At 68.9% G+C, this 16562-nt stretch carries 17 protein-coding genes and 1 pseudogene; 8 read left to right on the top strand and 10 right to left on the bottom strand.

What is annotated here, in order from left to right; genetic code table 11:
* Window positions 1-168: 168 nt before the first annotated feature.
* Window positions 169-507, top strand: a pseudogene (locus ACK4S2_RS09710) (DUF805 domain-containing protein); the annotation flags it as partial.
* Window positions 508-578: 71 nt separating this feature from the next.
* The gene (locus ACK4S2_RS09705) at window positions 579-1682 is read left to right on the top strand and encodes a PQQ-dependent sugar dehydrogenase (RefSeq protein ID WP_409623507.1); all 1104 of its coding nucleotides are present in this window, start codon (window positions 579-581) and stop codon (window positions 1680-1682) included.
* A 60-nt stretch (window positions 1683-1742) separates the two neighbouring features.
* Here ACK4S2_RS09705 and ACK4S2_RS09700 read toward each other — a convergent pair whose 3' ends face one another.
* The 5 genes from ACK4S2_RS09700 to ACK4S2_RS09680 form a co-directional block, all read right to left on the bottom strand.
* On the bottom strand, window positions 1743-2762 hold the full coding sequence (locus ACK4S2_RS09700) for a hypothetical protein (protein WP_409623505.1): 1020 nt from the start codon (window positions 2760-2762) through the stop codon (window positions 1743-1745).
* Window positions 2763-2850: 88 nt separating this feature from the next.
* Window positions 2851-3651: a dimethylarginine dimethylaminohydrolase family protein gene (locus ACK4S2_RS09695; RefSeq protein WP_409623503.1), complete on the bottom strand. Its 801-nt coding sequence runs from the start codon at window positions 3649-3651 to the stop codon at window positions 2851-2853.
* 52 nt (window positions 3652-3703) lie between these two features.
* The gene (locus ACK4S2_RS09690) at window positions 3704-4192 is read right to left on the bottom strand and encodes a flavin reductase family protein (protein ID WP_409623501.1); all 489 of its coding nucleotides are present in this window, start codon (window positions 4190-4192) and stop codon (window positions 3704-3706) included.
* A gap of 16 nt (window positions 4193-4208) precedes the next feature.
* Entirely contained in the window at window positions 4209-5102 is an 894-nt protein-coding gene (locus ACK4S2_RS09685) for an aldo/keto reductase family oxidoreductase (protein ID WP_409623499.1), read from the bottom strand.
* Window positions 5102-6259: an LLM class flavin-dependent oxidoreductase gene (locus ACK4S2_RS09680; RefSeq protein WP_409623497.1), complete on the bottom strand. Its 1158-nt coding sequence runs from the start codon at window positions 6257-6259 to the stop codon at window positions 5102-5104. The genes ACK4S2_RS09685 and ACK4S2_RS09680 overlap by 1 nt, the downstream gene beginning before the upstream one ends.
* A gap of 89 nt (window positions 6260-6348) precedes the next feature.
* On the opposite strand from ACK4S2_RS09680, the gene ACK4S2_RS09675 reads away from it, so the two are divergent.
* The 3 genes from ACK4S2_RS09675 (at window position 6349) to ACK4S2_RS09665 (ending at window position 8953) form a co-directional block, all read left to right on the top strand.
* On the top strand, window positions 6349-7068 hold the full coding sequence (locus ACK4S2_RS09675; RefSeq protein ID WP_409623495.1) for a GntR family transcriptional regulator: 720 nt from the start codon (window positions 6349-6351) through the stop codon (window positions 7066-7068).
* An 8-nt stretch (window positions 7069-7076) separates the two neighbouring features.
* Window positions 7077-8180, top strand: coding sequence for a Gfo/Idh/MocA family protein (locus tag ACK4S2_RS09670; RefSeq protein ID WP_409623493.1), 1104 nt, complete (start codon window positions 7077-7079; stop codon window positions 8178-8180).
* A 188-nt stretch (window positions 8181-8368) separates the two neighbouring features.
* On the top strand, window positions 8369-8953 hold the full coding sequence (locus tag ACK4S2_RS09665; RefSeq protein ID WP_409623491.1) for a malonic semialdehyde reductase: 585 nt from the start codon (window positions 8369-8371) through the stop codon (window positions 8951-8953).
* 50 nt (window positions 8954-9003) lie between these two features.
* Here the strand turns inward: ACK4S2_RS09665 and ACK4S2_RS09660 are convergent, their stop codons facing one another.
* Genes ACK4S2_RS09660 through ACK4S2_RS09645 form a run of 4 tightly spaced genes read right to left on the bottom strand, consistent with a single transcriptional unit; the run spans window position 9004 to window position 12714 of the window.
* A complete protein-coding gene (locus ACK4S2_RS09660) occupies window positions 9004-9933 on the bottom strand; it encodes an AEC family transporter (protein ID WP_409623489.1) in 930 nt (309 codons plus the stop codon).
* 45 nt (window positions 9934-9978) lie between these two features.
* Window positions 9979-10791, bottom strand: a complete 813-nt coding sequence (locus ACK4S2_RS09655) for an MBL fold metallo-hydrolase (protein WP_409623487.1) — start codon at window positions 10789-10791, stop codon at window positions 9979-9981.
* Entirely contained in the window at window positions 10788-11588 is an 801-nt protein-coding gene (locus ACK4S2_RS09650) for a TatD family hydrolase (protein ID WP_409623485.1), read from the bottom strand. The genes ACK4S2_RS09655 and ACK4S2_RS09650 overlap by 4 nt, the downstream gene beginning before the upstream one ends.
* A gap of 1 nt (window position 11589) precedes the next feature.
* Window positions 11590-12714, bottom strand: a complete 1125-nt coding sequence (locus ACK4S2_RS09645) for a DNA polymerase III subunit delta' (protein ID WP_409623484.1) — start codon at window positions 12712-12714, stop codon at window positions 11590-11592.
* Window positions 12715-12855: 141 nt separating this feature from the next.
* Here ACK4S2_RS09645 and ACK4S2_RS09640 point away from each other — a divergent pair, with 141 nt between their 5' ends.
* Window positions 12856-13167: an ETC complex I subunit gene (locus ACK4S2_RS09640; RefSeq protein WP_409623482.1), complete on the top strand. Its 312-nt coding sequence runs from the start codon at window positions 12856-12858 to the stop codon at window positions 13165-13167.
* 3 nt (window positions 13168-13170) lie between these two features.
* Here ACK4S2_RS09640 and guaD read toward each other — a convergent pair whose 3' ends face one another.
* Window positions 13171-14451, bottom strand: coding sequence for a guanine deaminase (gene guaD, locus ACK4S2_RS09635; protein ID WP_409623480.1), 1281 nt, complete (start codon window positions 14449-14451; stop codon window positions 13171-13173).
* A gap of 131 nt (window positions 14452-14582) precedes the next feature.
* Between guaD and mgtE the strand changes: the two genes are divergently transcribed.
* Both mgtE and ACK4S2_RS09625 read left to right on the top strand, forming a co-directional pair.
* The gene (gene mgtE / locus ACK4S2_RS09630; protein WP_409623478.1) at window positions 14583-15938 is read left to right on the top strand and encodes a magnesium transporter; all 1356 of its coding nucleotides are present in this window, start codon (window positions 14583-14585) and stop codon (window positions 15936-15938) included.
* The gene (locus ACK4S2_RS09625; RefSeq protein WP_409623476.1) at window positions 15935-16492 is read left to right on the top strand and encodes a 5-formyltetrahydrofolate cyclo-ligase; all 558 of its coding nucleotides are present in this window, start codon (window positions 15935-15937) and stop codon (window positions 16490-16492) included. Before mgtE ends, ACK4S2_RS09625 begins: the two co-directional genes overlap by 4 nt.
* Window positions 16493-16562 lie beyond the last annotated feature (70 nt).

Here is a 16562-nt window from a genome sequence, read left to right as displayed (position 1 = left end):
GTGCCGCGCAGGGATGCGCTCTTCAAGATCGACATAGCTGAACAGCGACCCGCTCGTCTCGTCCGTCCCGCGCATCATCACCCCCACCGTTGTCGTGCAAAGGGTGAATCATGTTCCTAACTCCGGGTCGAGGGCTGACTTCTTCAGCAGCCTGTTACGGGTCGTGCGCGGCGGGCGGAATACTGGTGGTTCATCCTGTTCGGCGTTCTGGTCGGCATCCTGCTGGGCCTGATCGAAGGCGGGCGGGGCATGGGCATGGGGCACGGCATGGGCGGCGCCGGGGTGCTGGGCAACATCTGGTCGCTCGTCATCTTCCTGCCGACGCTGGCTGCGGGCGTGCGCCGCCTGCACGACACCGACCGCAGCGGGTGGTGGCTTTTGCTGATGTTCCTGCCGGTCATCGGCGCGATCGTGCTGATCGTGTTTCTGGCGCAGAAGGGAACGGCAGGGACGAACCGTTTCGGGCCGGATCCGCTTGGGGCCGTGCGCCACCCCTCGTTCAACTGATCTTCAGGTTTCTGGCCCTCGGGCGGCACCGACCCTATCCTTGGTCGATTATCGCACGAAAGGAACCTGCCATGCTGCGCCCCTTCGCCCTTGCCCTGACGCTGGTTGCAACACCGGCGCTGTCATCGGTGATCGAGACGTCGGCCGGCCCCATGCGGATCGAGCCGGTGTTGCAGGGGCTCGACGAGCCCTGGGGCGTGGCCTTCCTGCCCGATGGTGACGTGCTGGTCACCGAACGTGGCGGGCGGCTGGTGCTGGGGTCTGCCGGAAAGCAGGATGCGGTCACGGGGGGGCCGCAGGTGCGCGCTGTCGGGCAGGGCGGGTTGCTCGATGTGCTGGTCCCGCGCGACTTTGCCGACAGCCGCGAGGTCTGGCTTGCCTTTGCAGCGGGCGAGGGGAACCGGGCCGCCACGGCCATCGGCAAGGGGCGGCTTGCCGAGGACCGCCGGCGGATCGACGGTTTCGAAACCCTCTGGGTCGGCGACATGGCCGGCGGCGGGCGCCATTTCGGCGCGCGGCTGGCCGAGGCGCCCGACGGCACGATCTGGCTGGGCACCGGCGACCGGGGCACCGGACCCGATGGCATGGCCGCGCAAGACCCCGGGTCCAGCATCGGCAAGGTGTTGGCCTTTCGCCGCGATGGCACGCCCTTGCCGCCCGCGCGCGACGGGTGGGCGGCAGGCGTGCAATCCATCGGGCACCGCAACATCCAGGGCATGGGCTTCGATGCGCAAGGCGCGCTCTGGGCCGCCGAACATGGCGCGCGCGGCGGCGACGAGGTGAACCGGATCGAGCCGGGGCGCAACTACGGCTGGCCCGTCATAAGCTATGGCAACGATTACGACGGGTCGAAGATTGGCACCGGCACGGCGGCACCGGGGATGGAACAACCGGTGCTGGTCTGGGATCCGTCGATGGCGCCTTCGGGCCTGGTGGCCTATGACGCGCCGCTGATCGCCCCTTGGCGTGGCAGCCTGTTCGTGGGCAGCCTGAAGTTCGGCTACATCGCCCGGCTGGACCCGGCGCGCGGGTGGGCCGAAGAACAGATCGAGGCGCCGGAAACCGGCCGCGTCCGCGATGTGCGCCAAGGGCCCGACGGGGCCTTGTGGTTTCTGTCGGTCACCGAAGGTGCGCTGTTCCGCATGGCCCCCGCTGCGCCCGACACTCCGGGCTGATCGGTGCCGGGCCGCGGTCGCCGGCCCCGAGCGCCCGCCCCGATCGCCCGCCCGGTCAGGTCACACCAGCCACCAGCCTTCGCGCTTGATGGCGTTGCGCAGGGTCTGTTCGCGCACCGGCAGATCGGTGCGGTCGAACAGGGGCCGCACCTTCTGGCGGCCCTTGCCCTGGTAGATCAGCTTGCGCGCCGGTTCCCATTCCTTGAGCAGCGCCTTCACCTCGCGCGGGGCGGTCACCGCTTCCAGCACCTCGACCGCACGGTCGGATTCGCGGGCATAGAGCAGCGGAAGCCTGCGCCAATGGCAGGTCACCTCGCCATCCATGCCCGCCAGTTCCGGGCCCGGGCGCCCGCCGCCGAAGGACGCGATGGTCAGCGGCAAGGCGACCTGATCGAGCCAGGGGTTGAGGCTTTGCGCCGCCAGCATGTCGCCGGGGTCGTTGCGGAGGGCGACCGCATAATCGGCGAACCGCTTGCCGAACCTGTGCGGGCAGCCGCCGCAGAACCAGCCCGCGTTGAAATACAGATAGCGCCGCCAGTAATCGTCGGGCCAGGCAGGATCCAGCGTGCGGGCGAAATCCAGCCCGAAGCGGTCGTAAAGCGACTTCCAGATCGCGGTATAGCCGGCATAAGGCTGCGGTTCGGGCCAGGTGCCTTCGACCCGGACCGAGGCGGTGGGCCGCCCGAAGTCGAACGGCACCAGGTCGAGCGCGCCGGTGACCAGCGTATCGGTATCGAGAAACAGGAACGGCTCGCCTTCGGGCAGCGCCGCGAGGCATTCGATCTTGTTGCCATAAGGGTAAGAGGCGCCGAAGAACCGGCTTTCAAAGCCCACGAACCGCGCACCCAGCGCCTGCAACGCATCGCGCAGCGGGCCGTCGGGCAGGCGCGGGTCGCCATCCGGCCAGCGCCAGCCGGGCAGGGGCTCGGCAAGGTAAAGCCGACCCGCCAGCGCCGGCGCCGAGGCGCGCAGCGAAGCCGCAAGGATCAGCGCCTCGTAGGCCAGCCGGCCAGACTGGACGACGGCCACCAGATTGAACGGTTGCGCCCCCGGTTTTCCGGGGGCTGTCTTGCCTGCCATGCTGCCCTCTGCGCTGTCGCCGGTCTTGTCGCGGGTCTTGCCGCCACCAGCATAGCCAAGCGCCGCCGGCCTGCCAACCGGCGCCGGATCAGGCGGCGGCAGGCAGCGAAAAGCGCAGCGAGAGGCAGGACATCCCGCCATCCAGCTTGGCGCATTCGCTGTTGCCGATTTCGCGCACCCTGTAGCCGCCCGCAACCAGGCGGTCGCGGGTGCGCGGGAACCCGGCCGGCATCAGCACCAGATCGTTGAAGCGGATGGTGTTGGCCGCCGCTTCCTCGCCTTCGGCCACGTCGATCACGCGATACCCGGCAAAGCAGCCCGTGGCCGAAAGGCGGCGGGTGGACAGGATGGTTTCGGCATCGAGCAGCGAGCAGTCGGTCTTGAAATGCAGCACGCCCGGCGGTGTCTGCACCTCGCGCAGGCGCCAGCCCCAGCCGGCGACGATGTCTGCCAGTTCGGCGATGCCGGCCGCGTCGGTGCGCGCCGACCGGCCGACCAGGATTTCGGTCTCGGTGGTCAGGATATCGCCGCCCTCGATCGTGCCGGGCCCGGCGATGCGCGCGACCGAGCCGTAAAGCCGCTCAAGGTGTGGCGCCATCTCGGCGGCCTCGCCAAGGCGGCTGGGCGCGCCCGGGCGCATCACCACTGCGCCTTGCGGCAGGCACAGCGCAGTATCCTCGACGAACACCGCGTCGGGGTAGGCTTCCAGCGGGTCGAGCACGGTGACATCGGCCCCGGTTTCGCGCAAAGCCGCGACGTAATCGGCATGATGCGCGCGCATCAGCGCAAGGTCGGGTGCCCCGGTATCCACCGCGCGCAGGCCGCGGACGATGCTGTTGCCCGGCAGGCGGCAGATGGCATGGGTAAAGCGGAACGAACGGTCGGACATGGGGAACCTTTCAGCAGGCCGGGGTGGGGCGAAACGGGCTGGCAGCGCCCGTTCAGCCGGCAAAGCCGCCGTAACGCCCCATGCCGAAGGCCAGCGGGTCGCCCTCGGCCATCGTTGCGCGCAAGACCCGCCCGACGATGATGAGATGGTCGCCCGCGTCGTGCACGGCAAAGCGGTCGCAATCGAAGCGGGCCAGCGCCGCGGGCAGCACGGGAACGCCTTCGGGGTTGACCTCGTGCGCCAGCCCTTCGAACCCGGCACCACCACGGGCAAAGCGCGGCAGCAAGGCGGCCTGTGCCGCCGACAGCACGTGAATGGCATAGTGCCGGGCGCGTTCGTAATGGTGAAAGCGGCTCGAGGATTTGGCGGGGCACCACAGCACCAGCGGCGGGTCCATCGACACGCTGGTAAAGCTGTTGGCGGCAAACCCCACCGGCCCCTGATCCGTGGCCACGGTCACCAGCGTCACGCCGGTGACAAAGCGGCCAAGGGCATTGCGAAAGGCGCGGGCATCGCTCTCGGGGGAAAACGGCAGGGTCATTCAGCGGTCCTGTGGTTCAGGGCACCTCGTGGCCCAGTGCTGCGGTGTAAAGCGCGAACCAGTCCTGCCGGTCAAGGGCCACCTTGGCGGCGTCGCCGATCCGGGCGATGCGGCCCAGGTCGTTGGTGCCCAGCACCGGCAGGATACGTGCCGGGTGCCGCATCAGCCAGGCGACGGCCACCGCCCCCATGTCCACCCCTTGCGCGGCCGCAATCCGCGCCAGTTCGGCCCGCAGCGGCTCGGGACTGGCCGCGAACAGGCTGCCCCCGCCCAGGGGCGACCAGGCCATCGGCACGACCCCGCGTTCCTGCAAAAAGGCAAGGTCGCCGTTGGTGAAGGCGGCATGGGCCATCAGGCTCATCTCGATCTGGTTGGTGGCCAACCGGGTCTGCATCGCCGATTGCAGCAGGCTGAAATCCCAGGGCCGGAAGTTGGAAACCCCCACTGCCCGCACCTTGCCCGACGCCACCACCTTGTCCAGCGCGGCGCCGGTTTCGGCATGGTCCATCAGCGGGTCGGGTCGGTGGATCAGCAGCAGGTCGATGCGGTCGGTTCCCATCTCGCGCAGCGAGGTTTCGACCGAGCCCAGGATATGCGCGCGCGTCGTGTCGTAGTATTTCACCCGCGCGGCCGCGTGGCGGCCGACCGGGGCGACGATATCGCATTTGGTGACGATCTCGATGCGGTCGCGCAAGGCGGGGGCGGCGCGCAAGGCCGCGCCCAGCAGGCCCTCGGCCGTATATCCGCCGTAGATGTCGGCCTGGTCCATCGTGGTGATGCCTTGTGCAAGGCACGCTTCGACCTTGGCCTGCACATGCGCGGGCGAGGTATCGGCATCGTCCCCCAACCGCCACATGCCATAGACAAGGCGCGAAAAGCTGATACCCGGGGCAATCTCGACACGTTCCATCAGCGGCGTTCTCCGGTTCCGAGCGGGGTGGCAGGGGTTTGCGCCGGCACGCGGCCATAGGCATGCGGCAGCGAGCAGGTCTTCAGCTGCGGCAGCACCCTGGTGCCGAAATGGTCGCATTCGTCCAGATGCGGATAGCCCGAAAAGATGAAGGCGCGGATGCCCATCTTCCGATATGCCTCGATTTCCGACATCACCTGATCGACCGACCCGACCAGCGCCGCGCCGCAGCCCGAACGGGCCCGGCCGATGCCGGTCCACAGATGCGGTTCGATATAACCGAACTTGTCGGCCAGCTCCCGCGCCCGCGCCTGATGCGCCACGCCGAGGCTGATCGAATCGTGCGCACGGGCGCGTATGGCGCGGCCGTATTCGTCATCCAGCCGGCTGACCAGATGTTCGGCGTAGTCCCTTGCTTCGGCCTCGGTGTCGCGCACGATCATGTGCACCCGCAAGCCATAGTCCAGGGTGCGTCCGTGCGCGGCGGCTCGCGCGTGCACGTCGCGCATCCGCTGGGCGAGTTGTTCCTTCGTCTCGGGCCACATCAGGTAGACGTCGCAGTGCGCGCCGCACAGTTCCAGCGCGTCGGGGGAATAGCCGCCGAAATACAGCAACGGGCCGCCGTTCTGCTGATAGGGCTTTGCCGGGTCGGCGGTCAGCTTCGAAATGCGGTAGATTTCGCCGTCATAGGCGATGTGGTCCTGCGTCCAGGCCTGGCGCAGGATTTCCACAACCTCGTGGCTGCGGCGATAGCGATAGGCGCTGTCCGCCACCTCGCCGGGGAAATCGGACGAGATCACGTTCAGCGTCAACCGCCCTTGCAGCATGTGGTCCAGCGTGGCCACCGTGCGCGCCAGCATCACGGGGTGCATTTCGCCGCAACGGATGGCGGCAAGAAAGTTGATGCGGTCGGTGATCGGGGCGCAACCGGCGACGAAGCTCAGCGTATCCTGCCCCACCTGATAGCTGGAGGGGCACAGGATGTTGCGAAACCCGTGGCCTTCGGCGCGCTGCACGATGCTTGCGCAATGCGCCCAGCTGGACCGCAACCGCCCGTCGGGCACGCCGAGGTATTCGTAATCGTCCGAACACAAGGCGGCAAACCAGCTGATTTCGCTGGCGTCGAGGTCGGCCGAGGTGACGGGAACGACGGTCATGCGAATCTGACTCCCTGATACCGCTTTTCCCTTGCATAGCACCCGGCATCATGTAGATCAATCTTGTATCAATTCTGCGGCCAACCCCGATGACCCAGCCTTCCGCATCCGGCCATGCCTCCATGCCGCTGCCGCTTTACCAGCAGGTCAGCGAAATGCTGATCCGCGACATCGCGGCCGGGCGGCTGGCCGACGGGGCCCGCCTGCCGCCCGAACGCGACATGGCGGCCAGCCTGGGCATCGCGGTGGGTACGCTGCGCCGGGCGCTGGCCGACCTGCAGGCCAAGGGCCTGCTGGACCGGGTGCAGGGCTCGGGCAATTACGTGCGGGCGCAACCCGACCCGCAGTCGGTCTATGCCATGTTCCGGCTGGAACTGGCCGAAGGCGGCGGTCTGCCGACGGCGCGGGTGCTGTCGGTGGACCGTCTGGCAAAGCCGCCGACCCTGCCGGATTTCGGCAGCCCCGATGGCCATCGCATCCGCCGCCTGCGGCTGCTGTCGGGCCGGGTGGCGGCGGTCGAGGAAATCTGGCTCGACACCGGCTTTGCCGAAAAGGTGCTGCCGTCCGACCTGTCGGATTCGCTCTATCTGTTCTACCGCATGCGGCTGGGGCTCTGGATCGCCCGGGCCGAAGACCGGGTCGGGCAGGGGCCCTTGCCCGATTGGGCCCCCCCCGATTTTCCCTGGCCGCCCGGCACGCCCTTGCCCGAAATCCTGCGCCTGTCCTGGGCGCAGGACGGGCGCCCGGCGGAAATCTCGCTCACCTGGTACGACCCCGCGACCGTGCGCTACGTCGCGCGGCTGAAATGAGGATACCCATGCACGACGTTCGTTACGGCATCATCGGCTGCGGCATGATGGGGCAGGAACACCTGCGCAACATCGCCCTGATCCCCGGCGCCACCGTCGCCGCGATTTTCGAGCCCGATCCGGCCATGCGCGCGGCCGCCGCGGCGCTGGCTCCCGGGGCGCAGATGGTGGCCAGCCTGGCCGCGGTGCTGGCCCATCCGTCGGTCAACTGCCTGCTGATCGCCAGCCCCAATTTCCGGCACCTCGAACAGCTGGAAGAAATCGCCGCCACCCGCCCGCTGCCGGTGCTGGTCGAGAAACCGCTGTTCACCGACCCTGCCGATGGCCCCCGCCTTGCGGCCTTCCGCGCGGCCTGTCCGGCGCCGGTCTGGGTGGCGATGGAATACCGCTACATGCCCCCCGTCGCCCATCTCTTGCGCGAGGCGGCGGCCGCCACCGGCGGCATCCGCATGCTGACCATCCGCGAACACCGCTTTCCCTTCCTTGAAAAGGTGGGCAACTGGAACCGCTTCAACCGCAACACCGGGGGCACGCTCGTGGAAAAGTGCTGCCACTTCTTTGACCTGATGCGGCTGATCCTGCGATCGGACCCGGTGCGGGTCATGGCCAGCGCCGGGCGCGATGTGAACCATCTGGACGAATCCTATGGCGGGGAAACGCCCGACATCCTCGACAACGCCTATGTCATCGTCGATTTCGCCTCCGGCGCCCGCGCCATGCTGGAGTTGTGCATGTTCGCCGAAGGCGCGCGCTACCAGGAGGAAATCTCGGCCGTCGGTCCCGATGGCAAGATCGAATGCCTGGTGCCCGGCCCCGGCCGCTTCTGGCCGGCGCATCTGGGCGAGGCTCCGGTGCCGCAGGTCATCGTCAGCCCGCGCCACCCCAAGGGCCCCCGCGTGCTGGAGGTGCCGGTGGACCCGGCCATCCTCGCCGCCGGCGATCACAATGGCTCGACCTTCTACCAGCATCAGGGCTTTGCCGCCGTGGTGCGCGGCCAGGCGCAGCCCGAGGTGACGCTGCAAGACGGCTGGTGGGCGGTGGCGATGGGCATGGCGGCGCAACACTCCGCCGCGACCGGGCAGGCGGTCGACATGGCAGCCTTCCGCCCCTGAGCCGCTTCACCTTGCAAAAATATCCCCAGGGGGTCCGGGGGCAGGATGCCCCCGGCGCCGCGAATGCGGCGCCCGGCCCAAAGGGTGCAGGGGCGCCTCGCGCACCGCAACCCTGCGGGAGCCCCCAGCTTGACCTTGCGCGCCATGCCGCTATCCCGTGGCGCAACCTCAGGCAGGAAGGATTCCCCATGCCCCGAATCGACGATGCCGCCCTCGACCAGTTGTTCCGCACCGCGCGCAGCCACCCCGGCTTTGCCGACCGCCCGGTGGGCGAGGCGGTGCTGGGCGAACTGACCCGGCTTGCGCTGCTGGCGCCTTCGGGCTTCAACCAGCAGCCCTTGCGGATCGTCTGGGTGACCAGCCCCGAAGGCAAGGCCCGGCTGGCACCCGCGCTCAGCCGCGGCAACCACGACAAGACGATGGCGGCGCCGGCCACGGCGATCGTCTGCTGGGACGTGAACTTTACCGACCATCTGCCGACGGTCTGGCCCAAGGCCGATGTGCGCAGCTACTACCCCGACGAGGAGGCCCGCCGCGGTTCGGCCCGCACCAACGCGCTGATCCAGGCCGGGGCGATGATCGTGGCGGCCCGGGCGCTGGGGCTGGGTGTCGGGCCGATGGGCGGGTTCGACCGCGGCAAGGTGCAGGCCGAGTTTCTGGCCGGCACCGGCTGGGAACCGGCGTTTCTGATGAACCTCGGCTGGCCCGCGACCGAGCCCGAAGGCCCGCGCCTGCCGCGGCTGTCGGTCGAACAGGCGGCGCGCTTCGTCTGACCTGCCGGCGCCGGGGGCCGTTGCCCCCGGCGTCCGGCTCTCGGGCCGTATCACGGCAGGACGGAAATCCAGAACCAGGCTGTCAGCACCGTCAGCCCGGTGGCAATCAGCACGGCCGATGCCGCCACCCGGCGCGCGACCCCGTACATGTTGGCAAAGACATAGGCGTTTACGCCCGGCGCCATCGCCGCCGTCAGCACGGCCGAACGCAAGGCCCCCGTGCCCACCCCCAGCGCCGTCGCCAGGCCCCAGGTGATCGCCGGGTGCAGCACCAGCGAACAGCCGACCACATAAAGGATGGTCCTCATGTCGCCTTCCGGGCGATAGCGGTAGAGCGTGCCGCCCAGGCCGAACAGTGCGGCCGGCAAGGCGGCGCGGGTCATCATGTCGACCGCGTCGGTCAGCACGCCCGGCACCGCAACGCCGCCCAGGTTCACCGCAAACCCCAGCAGGATGCCGATGACCAGCGCGTTGCGAAACACCGCGCGCAGGATCCGTGGCACCGCCGCCCGCGCTCCGCCCCCCGCGCCGCGCGCAAGTTCCATCGCCGTGATCCCGATGGCGTAGCAGAACGGCGCATGCAGCGCGATGATGGAATAGTTCGGCGCCAGCGCCCCGGCGCCATAGGCCCGTTCCATGATCGGCAGGCCCAGCAGCACCGAATTGGAAAACAGCCCGACGAATCCGATGGCCACCGCATCGGGCCAGGGCCGCCCGAAGATCAGCCTTGCCCCCAGCAAGGCCGCCAGAAACCCGCCGAAGGCCCCGGCATAAAAGCTGGTCAGCATCGCAAGGTCGAAATCCTGGCCAAGGTCCATGCCGGCGATGTTGCGAAACAGCAGGCAGGGAATGGCGAAGTTCTGGGTAAAGCGCATCAGCCCTTCGACCCATTCGTCCTTGAACCATCCGCGCCAAACCGCTGCATAGCCAAAGCCCATGACCAGGAACACCGGCAGGATGACGTCGAGAAGTGCTTGCATGGGCCTGCGATCCGGCCTTTTCGGTGTGGGGCGCGGTGCCTTCGTTCAGGAAAGCGGCGGCGCAGGCAGTTCCAGCACCATGCCGTCGAAGGCAGCGCTGACATGCGGCGGGGTTTCCGCCTCGACCGTGGCATGGTCGAGGTCGATGTGCATGTTGGTCAGCACCGCGCGATGCGGCCTTGCCCGCGCGATCCATTCCAGCGTCAGGGCAAGATGCGCGTGCGTCGGGTGGGGTGTGCGGCGCAAGGCATCGACCACCCAGATGTCCAGGCCCGCCAGCACCGGCCAGCTTTCTTCGGGGATCGCCACCGCATCGGGCAGGTAGGCAAGCCCGCCGATGCGGAACCCCAGCGCATCCATCGAGCCGTGGTCGGCTCGGAACGGCACGAAGGGCACAGTGCCGCCGGCGCCGGCAATCTCGAACGGGCCGCGAATGGTGTGCAGGTTCAGGATGGGCGGGTAGGGGCTGCCTTCGGGTTGCACGAAGGCATAGCCGAAGCGGCTGAGCAGCGCCTCCTGCGTCGGGCCATCGGCCCAGACCGGCAGCCGTGCGCGCATGTTGAACACGATCTGGCGCAGGTCGTCGATGCCGTGGACATGGTCGGCGTGCGAATGGGTGTAAACCACCGCATCCAGCTGCCCCACACCGGCATCCAGCAACTGGTCGCGCATGTCGGGCGAGGTGTCGATCAGCACCCGGGTCGTGCCGCCGGGCCCGACCCGTTCCACCAGCATCGAACAGCGCCGGCGCCGGTTGCGCGGGTTGGCGGGGTCGCACTCGCCCCAATGGCCGCCCAGCCGCGGCACGCCGCCCGACGACCCGCAGCCGAGCACGGTGAAGCGCAACGTGTCGCTCATGCGGCCGCCGCCTTGCGTGCCGCCCGGGGGAACAGCCGGTCGAAGTTGGCGCTGGTGGCGGCGGCGAACTGTTCGGGCGTCAGGCCGAACAGCTCGGCACCGACCCGCGCGGTATGGGCAACATAGGCCGGTTCGTTGCGCCGCCCGCGGTGCGGCGGCGGCGCAAGGTAGGGCGCGTCGGTCTCGACCAGGATCCTGTCCAGCGGTGCGGCGGCAAGGATCGCGCGCAGGTCGTGGCTTTTGGGAAAGGCGGCGATGCCCGACATCGACAGGTAGAACCCGAGGTCCAGCGCCCTGCGCGCCAGCGCCGCGCCCGAGGAAAAGCAGTGCATCACACAGCCGAACGGCGCGGCGCGGAAGCCTTCGGTCAGGATGGCGGCCATGTCGTCGTCGGCATCGCGGGCGTGGATGACCAGCGGCAACCCGGTGACCTGGGCTGCCTCGATATGCGTGCGCAGGCTGGCCTGCTGGGCGGCTTTCGTGTCGGGGGTGTAATGGTAGTCCAGCCCGGTTTCGCCGATGCCGACCATTTTCGGATGCCGGGCATAGGCCACCAGTTGCGCCACTGTCAGAGGCGGTTCCTTGCCCACGCTCATCGGATGCACGCCGATGGTGTAGAACAGCCCTTCGTTCGCCTCCACCAGGGCGCGCACGCGGGGCTCGTTGGCCTGACGGGTGCAGATGGTGACCATCCGCGTCACCCCGGCGGCACGTGCGCGGGCGATGATTGCGTCGATTTCGCCTTCGAAATCGGGGAAATCCAGATGACAGTGGCTGTCCACAAGCTCGGCTGTCATGTCAGGCCCCCTGCGCCGCCGCGTCGATCCTGAGCAGCATATCCAACACCAGCGCGGCAGGGTCAAGGTTGACCGCCCGCCCCCGCCGCACCCGCAGCGACAGCGTCTGTGCCAGTTCGGCCCAGGCACGCGCCTGCCGCGGGTCCGGCGCCAGGCGCGCCAGCAACGCCGCCTCGCCCGGCGCCGCCTCGGGCGGCAGGGTGCCGGTGGCCCCCGCGCGGGCCAACCGTGCCAGGAACAGGTCGATCAGGTCGAGAAGCAGCTCGAAGCGCGCCTCGTTGCCCTTGCCGGCCACGCCGTCGGCCAGTGCCAGGGCCCGGGCGCGATCCATCCGGGGCAGGGTGGCCATCAGCGCCAGCAGCCGGGCATAAAGTTCGGCTCCCTCCAGCGCCGAAACGCGCAAGGCCGCCCCGACCGAGCCGCCCGCCAGTTCGGCCAGCACTTGCGGATCTTCGCCTTCGGCCCCGGCCGCGGCCAGCGCCTGCGCCAGATCGGCAGGCTCCAGCGGCGCCAGCGCCAGAACCCGGCAGCGCGAGCGGATGGTGGGCAGCAGCCGCGCCGGCTGATGCGCGACCAGCAGCATGGTCACCTTTTCGGGCGGTTCTTCCAGCAGCTTGAGCAAGGCATTGGCGGCCGAGATGTTCAGCTCGTCGGCCGCATCGATGATCGCCACGCGCCGCCCGCCATCGGCCGCCGACAGCGCGAAAAAGGACTTGAGCTTGCGCACCTCGCCCACGGTGATTTCGCGGCTCAGCGCGTCGCCCTTTTCGTTCGGCCCGCGCCGGAGCAGGAACAGACGCGATTCCGACAAGGCGGCCACGCGGCGGGCAACGGGGTGATCGGGGGCGATGTCCAGCGTCGCCGGGGGCGGCGGGGCGAACAGGCCGCCGTCGGCTTCGGGCGTGGCCAGCAGAAAGCGGGCGATGCGCCAGGCCAGCGTGGCCTTGCCCAGGCCCCGCGCCCCGGTCAGCAACCAGCCATGGTGCAGCCGCCCGCTGTTGTAGGCGTCCAGAAACGCCGCCTCGGCGCGATGCTGGCCGAACAGCACCGGCGTTTCGCGCGGGTGCGGGGCACCGGGGGCGCGGTCGGGTTCGGGCAGGTCGTCGGACAGGGGGGCACGGGCCATGCGCGCAGGTAATCCGGTTTCGCGTGCAAGGGCAACCGGGCGCCGACCGGGCGCGGCCACCGGGCAAGGGCGCCGCCTCGCCCCCTTGCGCGCAAGGCCCGGTTCTGCCAATAGGAAACCGCCTGCCAGGGGAGAACCGTCATGCGCGCCCGCATCTATCAGCCCGCCCGCAATGCCATGCAATCCGGCACCGCCAAGACGCGGGACTGGGTGCTGGAATTCGCCCCCGCCGACGCGCGCGAGATTGACCCGTTGATGGGCTGGACCTCCAGCGCCGACACGCAGCGCCAGGTTCGGCTTCGGTTCCCCAGCCAGGAAGCCGCGCTGGACTATGCCAAGGCGCACGGGATCGATGCCGAGGTTCTGCCTTCGCACCAGCGCGCGCCGAACATCCGCGCCGGCGGCTATGGCGAAAATTTCGCCACCAACCGCCGCGGCGCCTGGACGCACTGATCGTCAGACCCGCCTGCCCGCCACATAGACCGCGTTGATCGCGCGGTCGTCGCCCATCATGATGGTCGGGAACAGCGCCTGCCACAGGTCTTGCGCCCGCGCGGTCGCCTGGGCGATTGCCGGGGTAGAGGCCAGGTCGATCACCACCAGATCGGCCTCCATTCCGGCTGCGACGTTGCCGATACGGTCGTCCAGCCGCAAGGCGCGCGCCGAGCCTTGGGTGGCCAGCCACCACAGCTGCGCCGGGTGCAAGGCGTTGCCGCACAGTTGCCCGACCTCGTAGGCCGCGGCCATCGTGCGCAGCATCGAAAACGACGACCCCCCGCCGGTATCGGTGGCCAGCCCGATGCGGTGGCCGGCCGCCTTCAGGCCGGCCATGTCGAACAACCCCGACCCGATGAAGGTGTTCGAGGTCGGGCAATGCACCAGGCTGCAATCCATGTCCAGCAGCCGGGCCTTTTCGCGCGGCTCCAGCCAGATGGCATGGCCGAAGACCGCGCCCGGCCCCGCAAGGCCAAAGCGTTCGTAGGTATCCAGATAGTCGCGCGCCTCGGGGAACAGGCCGCGCACCCAGGCGATTTCGTCGGTCTGTTCGCTCAGGTGCGTCTGCATCAGGCAGCCGGGGTTGGCCGCCCATAGCGCGCCCAACGCCTCCAGCTGTTCCGGGCTGGAGGTGGGCGAAAATCGCGGCGTGATCACATAGGACAGGCGGTCCACCCCATGCCAGCGCGCCAGCAGGCGGGCGCTGTCGTCATGGGCCGATTGCGGCGTGTCGCGCAGGCCTTCGGGGGCGTTGCGGTCCATGCAGGTCTTGCCGGTCAGGGCGCGCAGGCCGCGGGCCTGAGCCTCGGCGAAAAAGGCGTCCACGCTGGCGGGGTGAATGGTGGCATAGCTGCACACCGTGGTGGTGCCATGCGCCAAGGTCAGGTCGAAATAGCGCCGGGCGATGGTCGCGGCATAGTCCGGGTCGGCCAGGCGCATTTCCTCGGGGAAAGTATAGGTGTTCAGCCAGTCGATCAGCCGCTTGCCCCAGCTGGCGATGATGGCGGTCTGCGGGTAATGCACATGGGCATCGACAAAGCCCGCGGAAATCAGGTGCCGGCCGTGGCTGGTGACGGGAACGCCGGGATGCGCGGCGCGCAAGGCACCGGCCGGGCCGGTGGCGACGATCCGGCCGCCATCCAGCAACACCGCGCCATCGGTTTCGATCCGCGCCGCCTCGGGCCCGGCGACAAAGGGATCGGCGACGAAGGACAGCACCTGTCCAGTCAGTATCTCGGCCACGCTCGAACCTTCCGTTTTTCGGGGCAAGCGTAACGGCTTTCCGCGCCGGGGTAAATTTGCCCATTTCCCCTGTTTTCCGAAAGCACCTTCCGCTATGGTCCGGCCCGGTTGACTGGCAAGGGGAGGCCGACATGACCGAAGATACCGAGTCCGCCCCCCGCCCCGTGATCGACGCGGTGCGCGCGGCGCTGGAACAGCGCGACGCCCCGGCGCTGGTCGAGCTGATGGAGCCGCTGCACCCGGCCGACATCGCCGACCTGCTGGAACAGATCGGCAGCGGCGAACGGCGCGCGCTTCTGGCGCTGTGGGGGCGCGAGATCGACGGCGAGATCCTGTCGGAAATCGACGAATCGATCCGCGAGGAGGTCATCGCCAGCCTGTCGCCCGAGGTTCTGGCCGAGGCGGTCCGCGAGCTCGATTCCGACGACGTGGTCGACATCCTCGAGGATCTGGAGGAGCCCGAGCAGGAACGCATCCTGCAATCGCTGGATTCCGAAGACCGGGTGGCGGTGGAACAGTCGCTGTCCTACCCGGAATATTCTGCCGGCCGCCTCATGCAGCGCGAGGTGGTCACGGCGCCCGAGCACTGGACCGTGGGCGAGGCCATCGACTTTCTGCGCGCCGAGGACTGGTTGCCCGACCAGTTCTATCACGTCGTGCTGGTCGATCCGCGGATGAAGCCGGTGGGCTATGTCACGCTGGGCCGCATCCTGTCGGCGCGGCGCGAAACGAAGCTGTCGGCGATTACCGAAGACAGCTTCCGCACGGTCAAGGCCACCGAATCCGAAACCGAGGTTGCCTATATCTTCAACCAGTATCACCTGATTTCTGCCCCGGTGGTGGACGAGGCCGGGCGCCTTGTCGGCGTCATCACCATCGACGATGCGATGGCGGTGCTGGACGAGGAGCACGAAGAAGACGTGCTGCGACTTGCCGGCGTGGGCGACGAGGCCAGCGTGAACGACGGCCCGCTGGACACCGCGCGCCAGCGCCTGCCCTGGCTGGTGGTCAACCTGTTCACGGCGTCCTTGTCCGCGCTGGTCATCTCGCAGTTCGAGGCGACGATCGCCGCGCTGGTCGCGCTGGCTGCGCTGATGCCCATCGTGGCCTCCACGGGGGGCATCGCGGGCACGCAATCGCTGGCGGTGGCGGTGCGCGGGCTGGCCACCCGGTCGCTGACGACGGCAAACGCGCGGCGCATCGTCGTCAAGGAGCTGTTCGCCGGAATGCTCAACGGCCTGGGGCTGGCCGTGATTCTGGGGCTTGCGGGCTGGCTGATCTTTGCCGACCCGATGCTGGGGGTGGTGCTGGGGCTGGCGATGATCTGCAATCAGGTGGTGGCGGCGCTGGGGGGGGTGCTGGTGCCGCTGACGCTGAACCGGCTGAAGTTCGACCCGGCGCTGGCCTCGGGCACCTTTGTCACCACCTTGACCGATGTGATGGGCTTTTTCGCCTTTCTCGGCTTTGCTACGCTGTTCCTGCTATGACCGCATCCGACCTGACCGCAGCCAAGGCCGCAGCCCGCAAGACCGCTTTTGCCGCCCGAGCGGCAGCGCATGCCGCGGGGCAGGGTGCCGCTTGCGACCATCTGGCCGGTGTGCTTGCACCGCATGCCGGCAAGGTGCTGGCGGGCTACATGGCGATGCGCACCGAAATCGACCCCTTGCCGGCGATGGCGGCGCATGCCGGGCCGGTGTGCGTGCCGGTGATCCGGGGCAAGGGGCAACCGCTGGCGTTTCGCGCCTGGGCGCCCGACACCCGCATGGTGCCCGGCGATTTCGGCGCGCTGGTGCCCGAAAGCGGCCCGTGGCTGGTGCCGCAGGTGCTGGTCGTGCCCTTGGTCGCGTTCGATGCCCGAGGCTATCGGCTGGGCTATGGCGGGGGGTTCTACGACCGCACGCTGGAAGGCTTGCGCGCCCGAGGCCCGGTGCTGGCGATCGGATTCGCGTTTTCTGCGCAGGAAATGGCGGATCTGCCGCTGGAACCCACCGATCAGCCGCTGGACCTGATCGTCACCGAAAAGGGCCTGTTCCGGCCCTGATGCCCGGGATGCGGCCGGCGGTCGGCTTGACAGGTCGGGGGGGCGGGCGCATATCCGCTGCATAGCCCGG

Origin of the sequence: Gemmobacter sp., assembly GCF_046292685.1 — a bacterium.
Taxonomy (GTDB): domain Bacteria; phylum Pseudomonadota; class Alphaproteobacteria; order Rhodobacterales; family Rhodobacteraceae; genus Wagnerdoeblera.
Note: the sequence above shows the minus strand (reverse complement) of the source record. Positions and strands in the feature narration are given on the sequence as shown.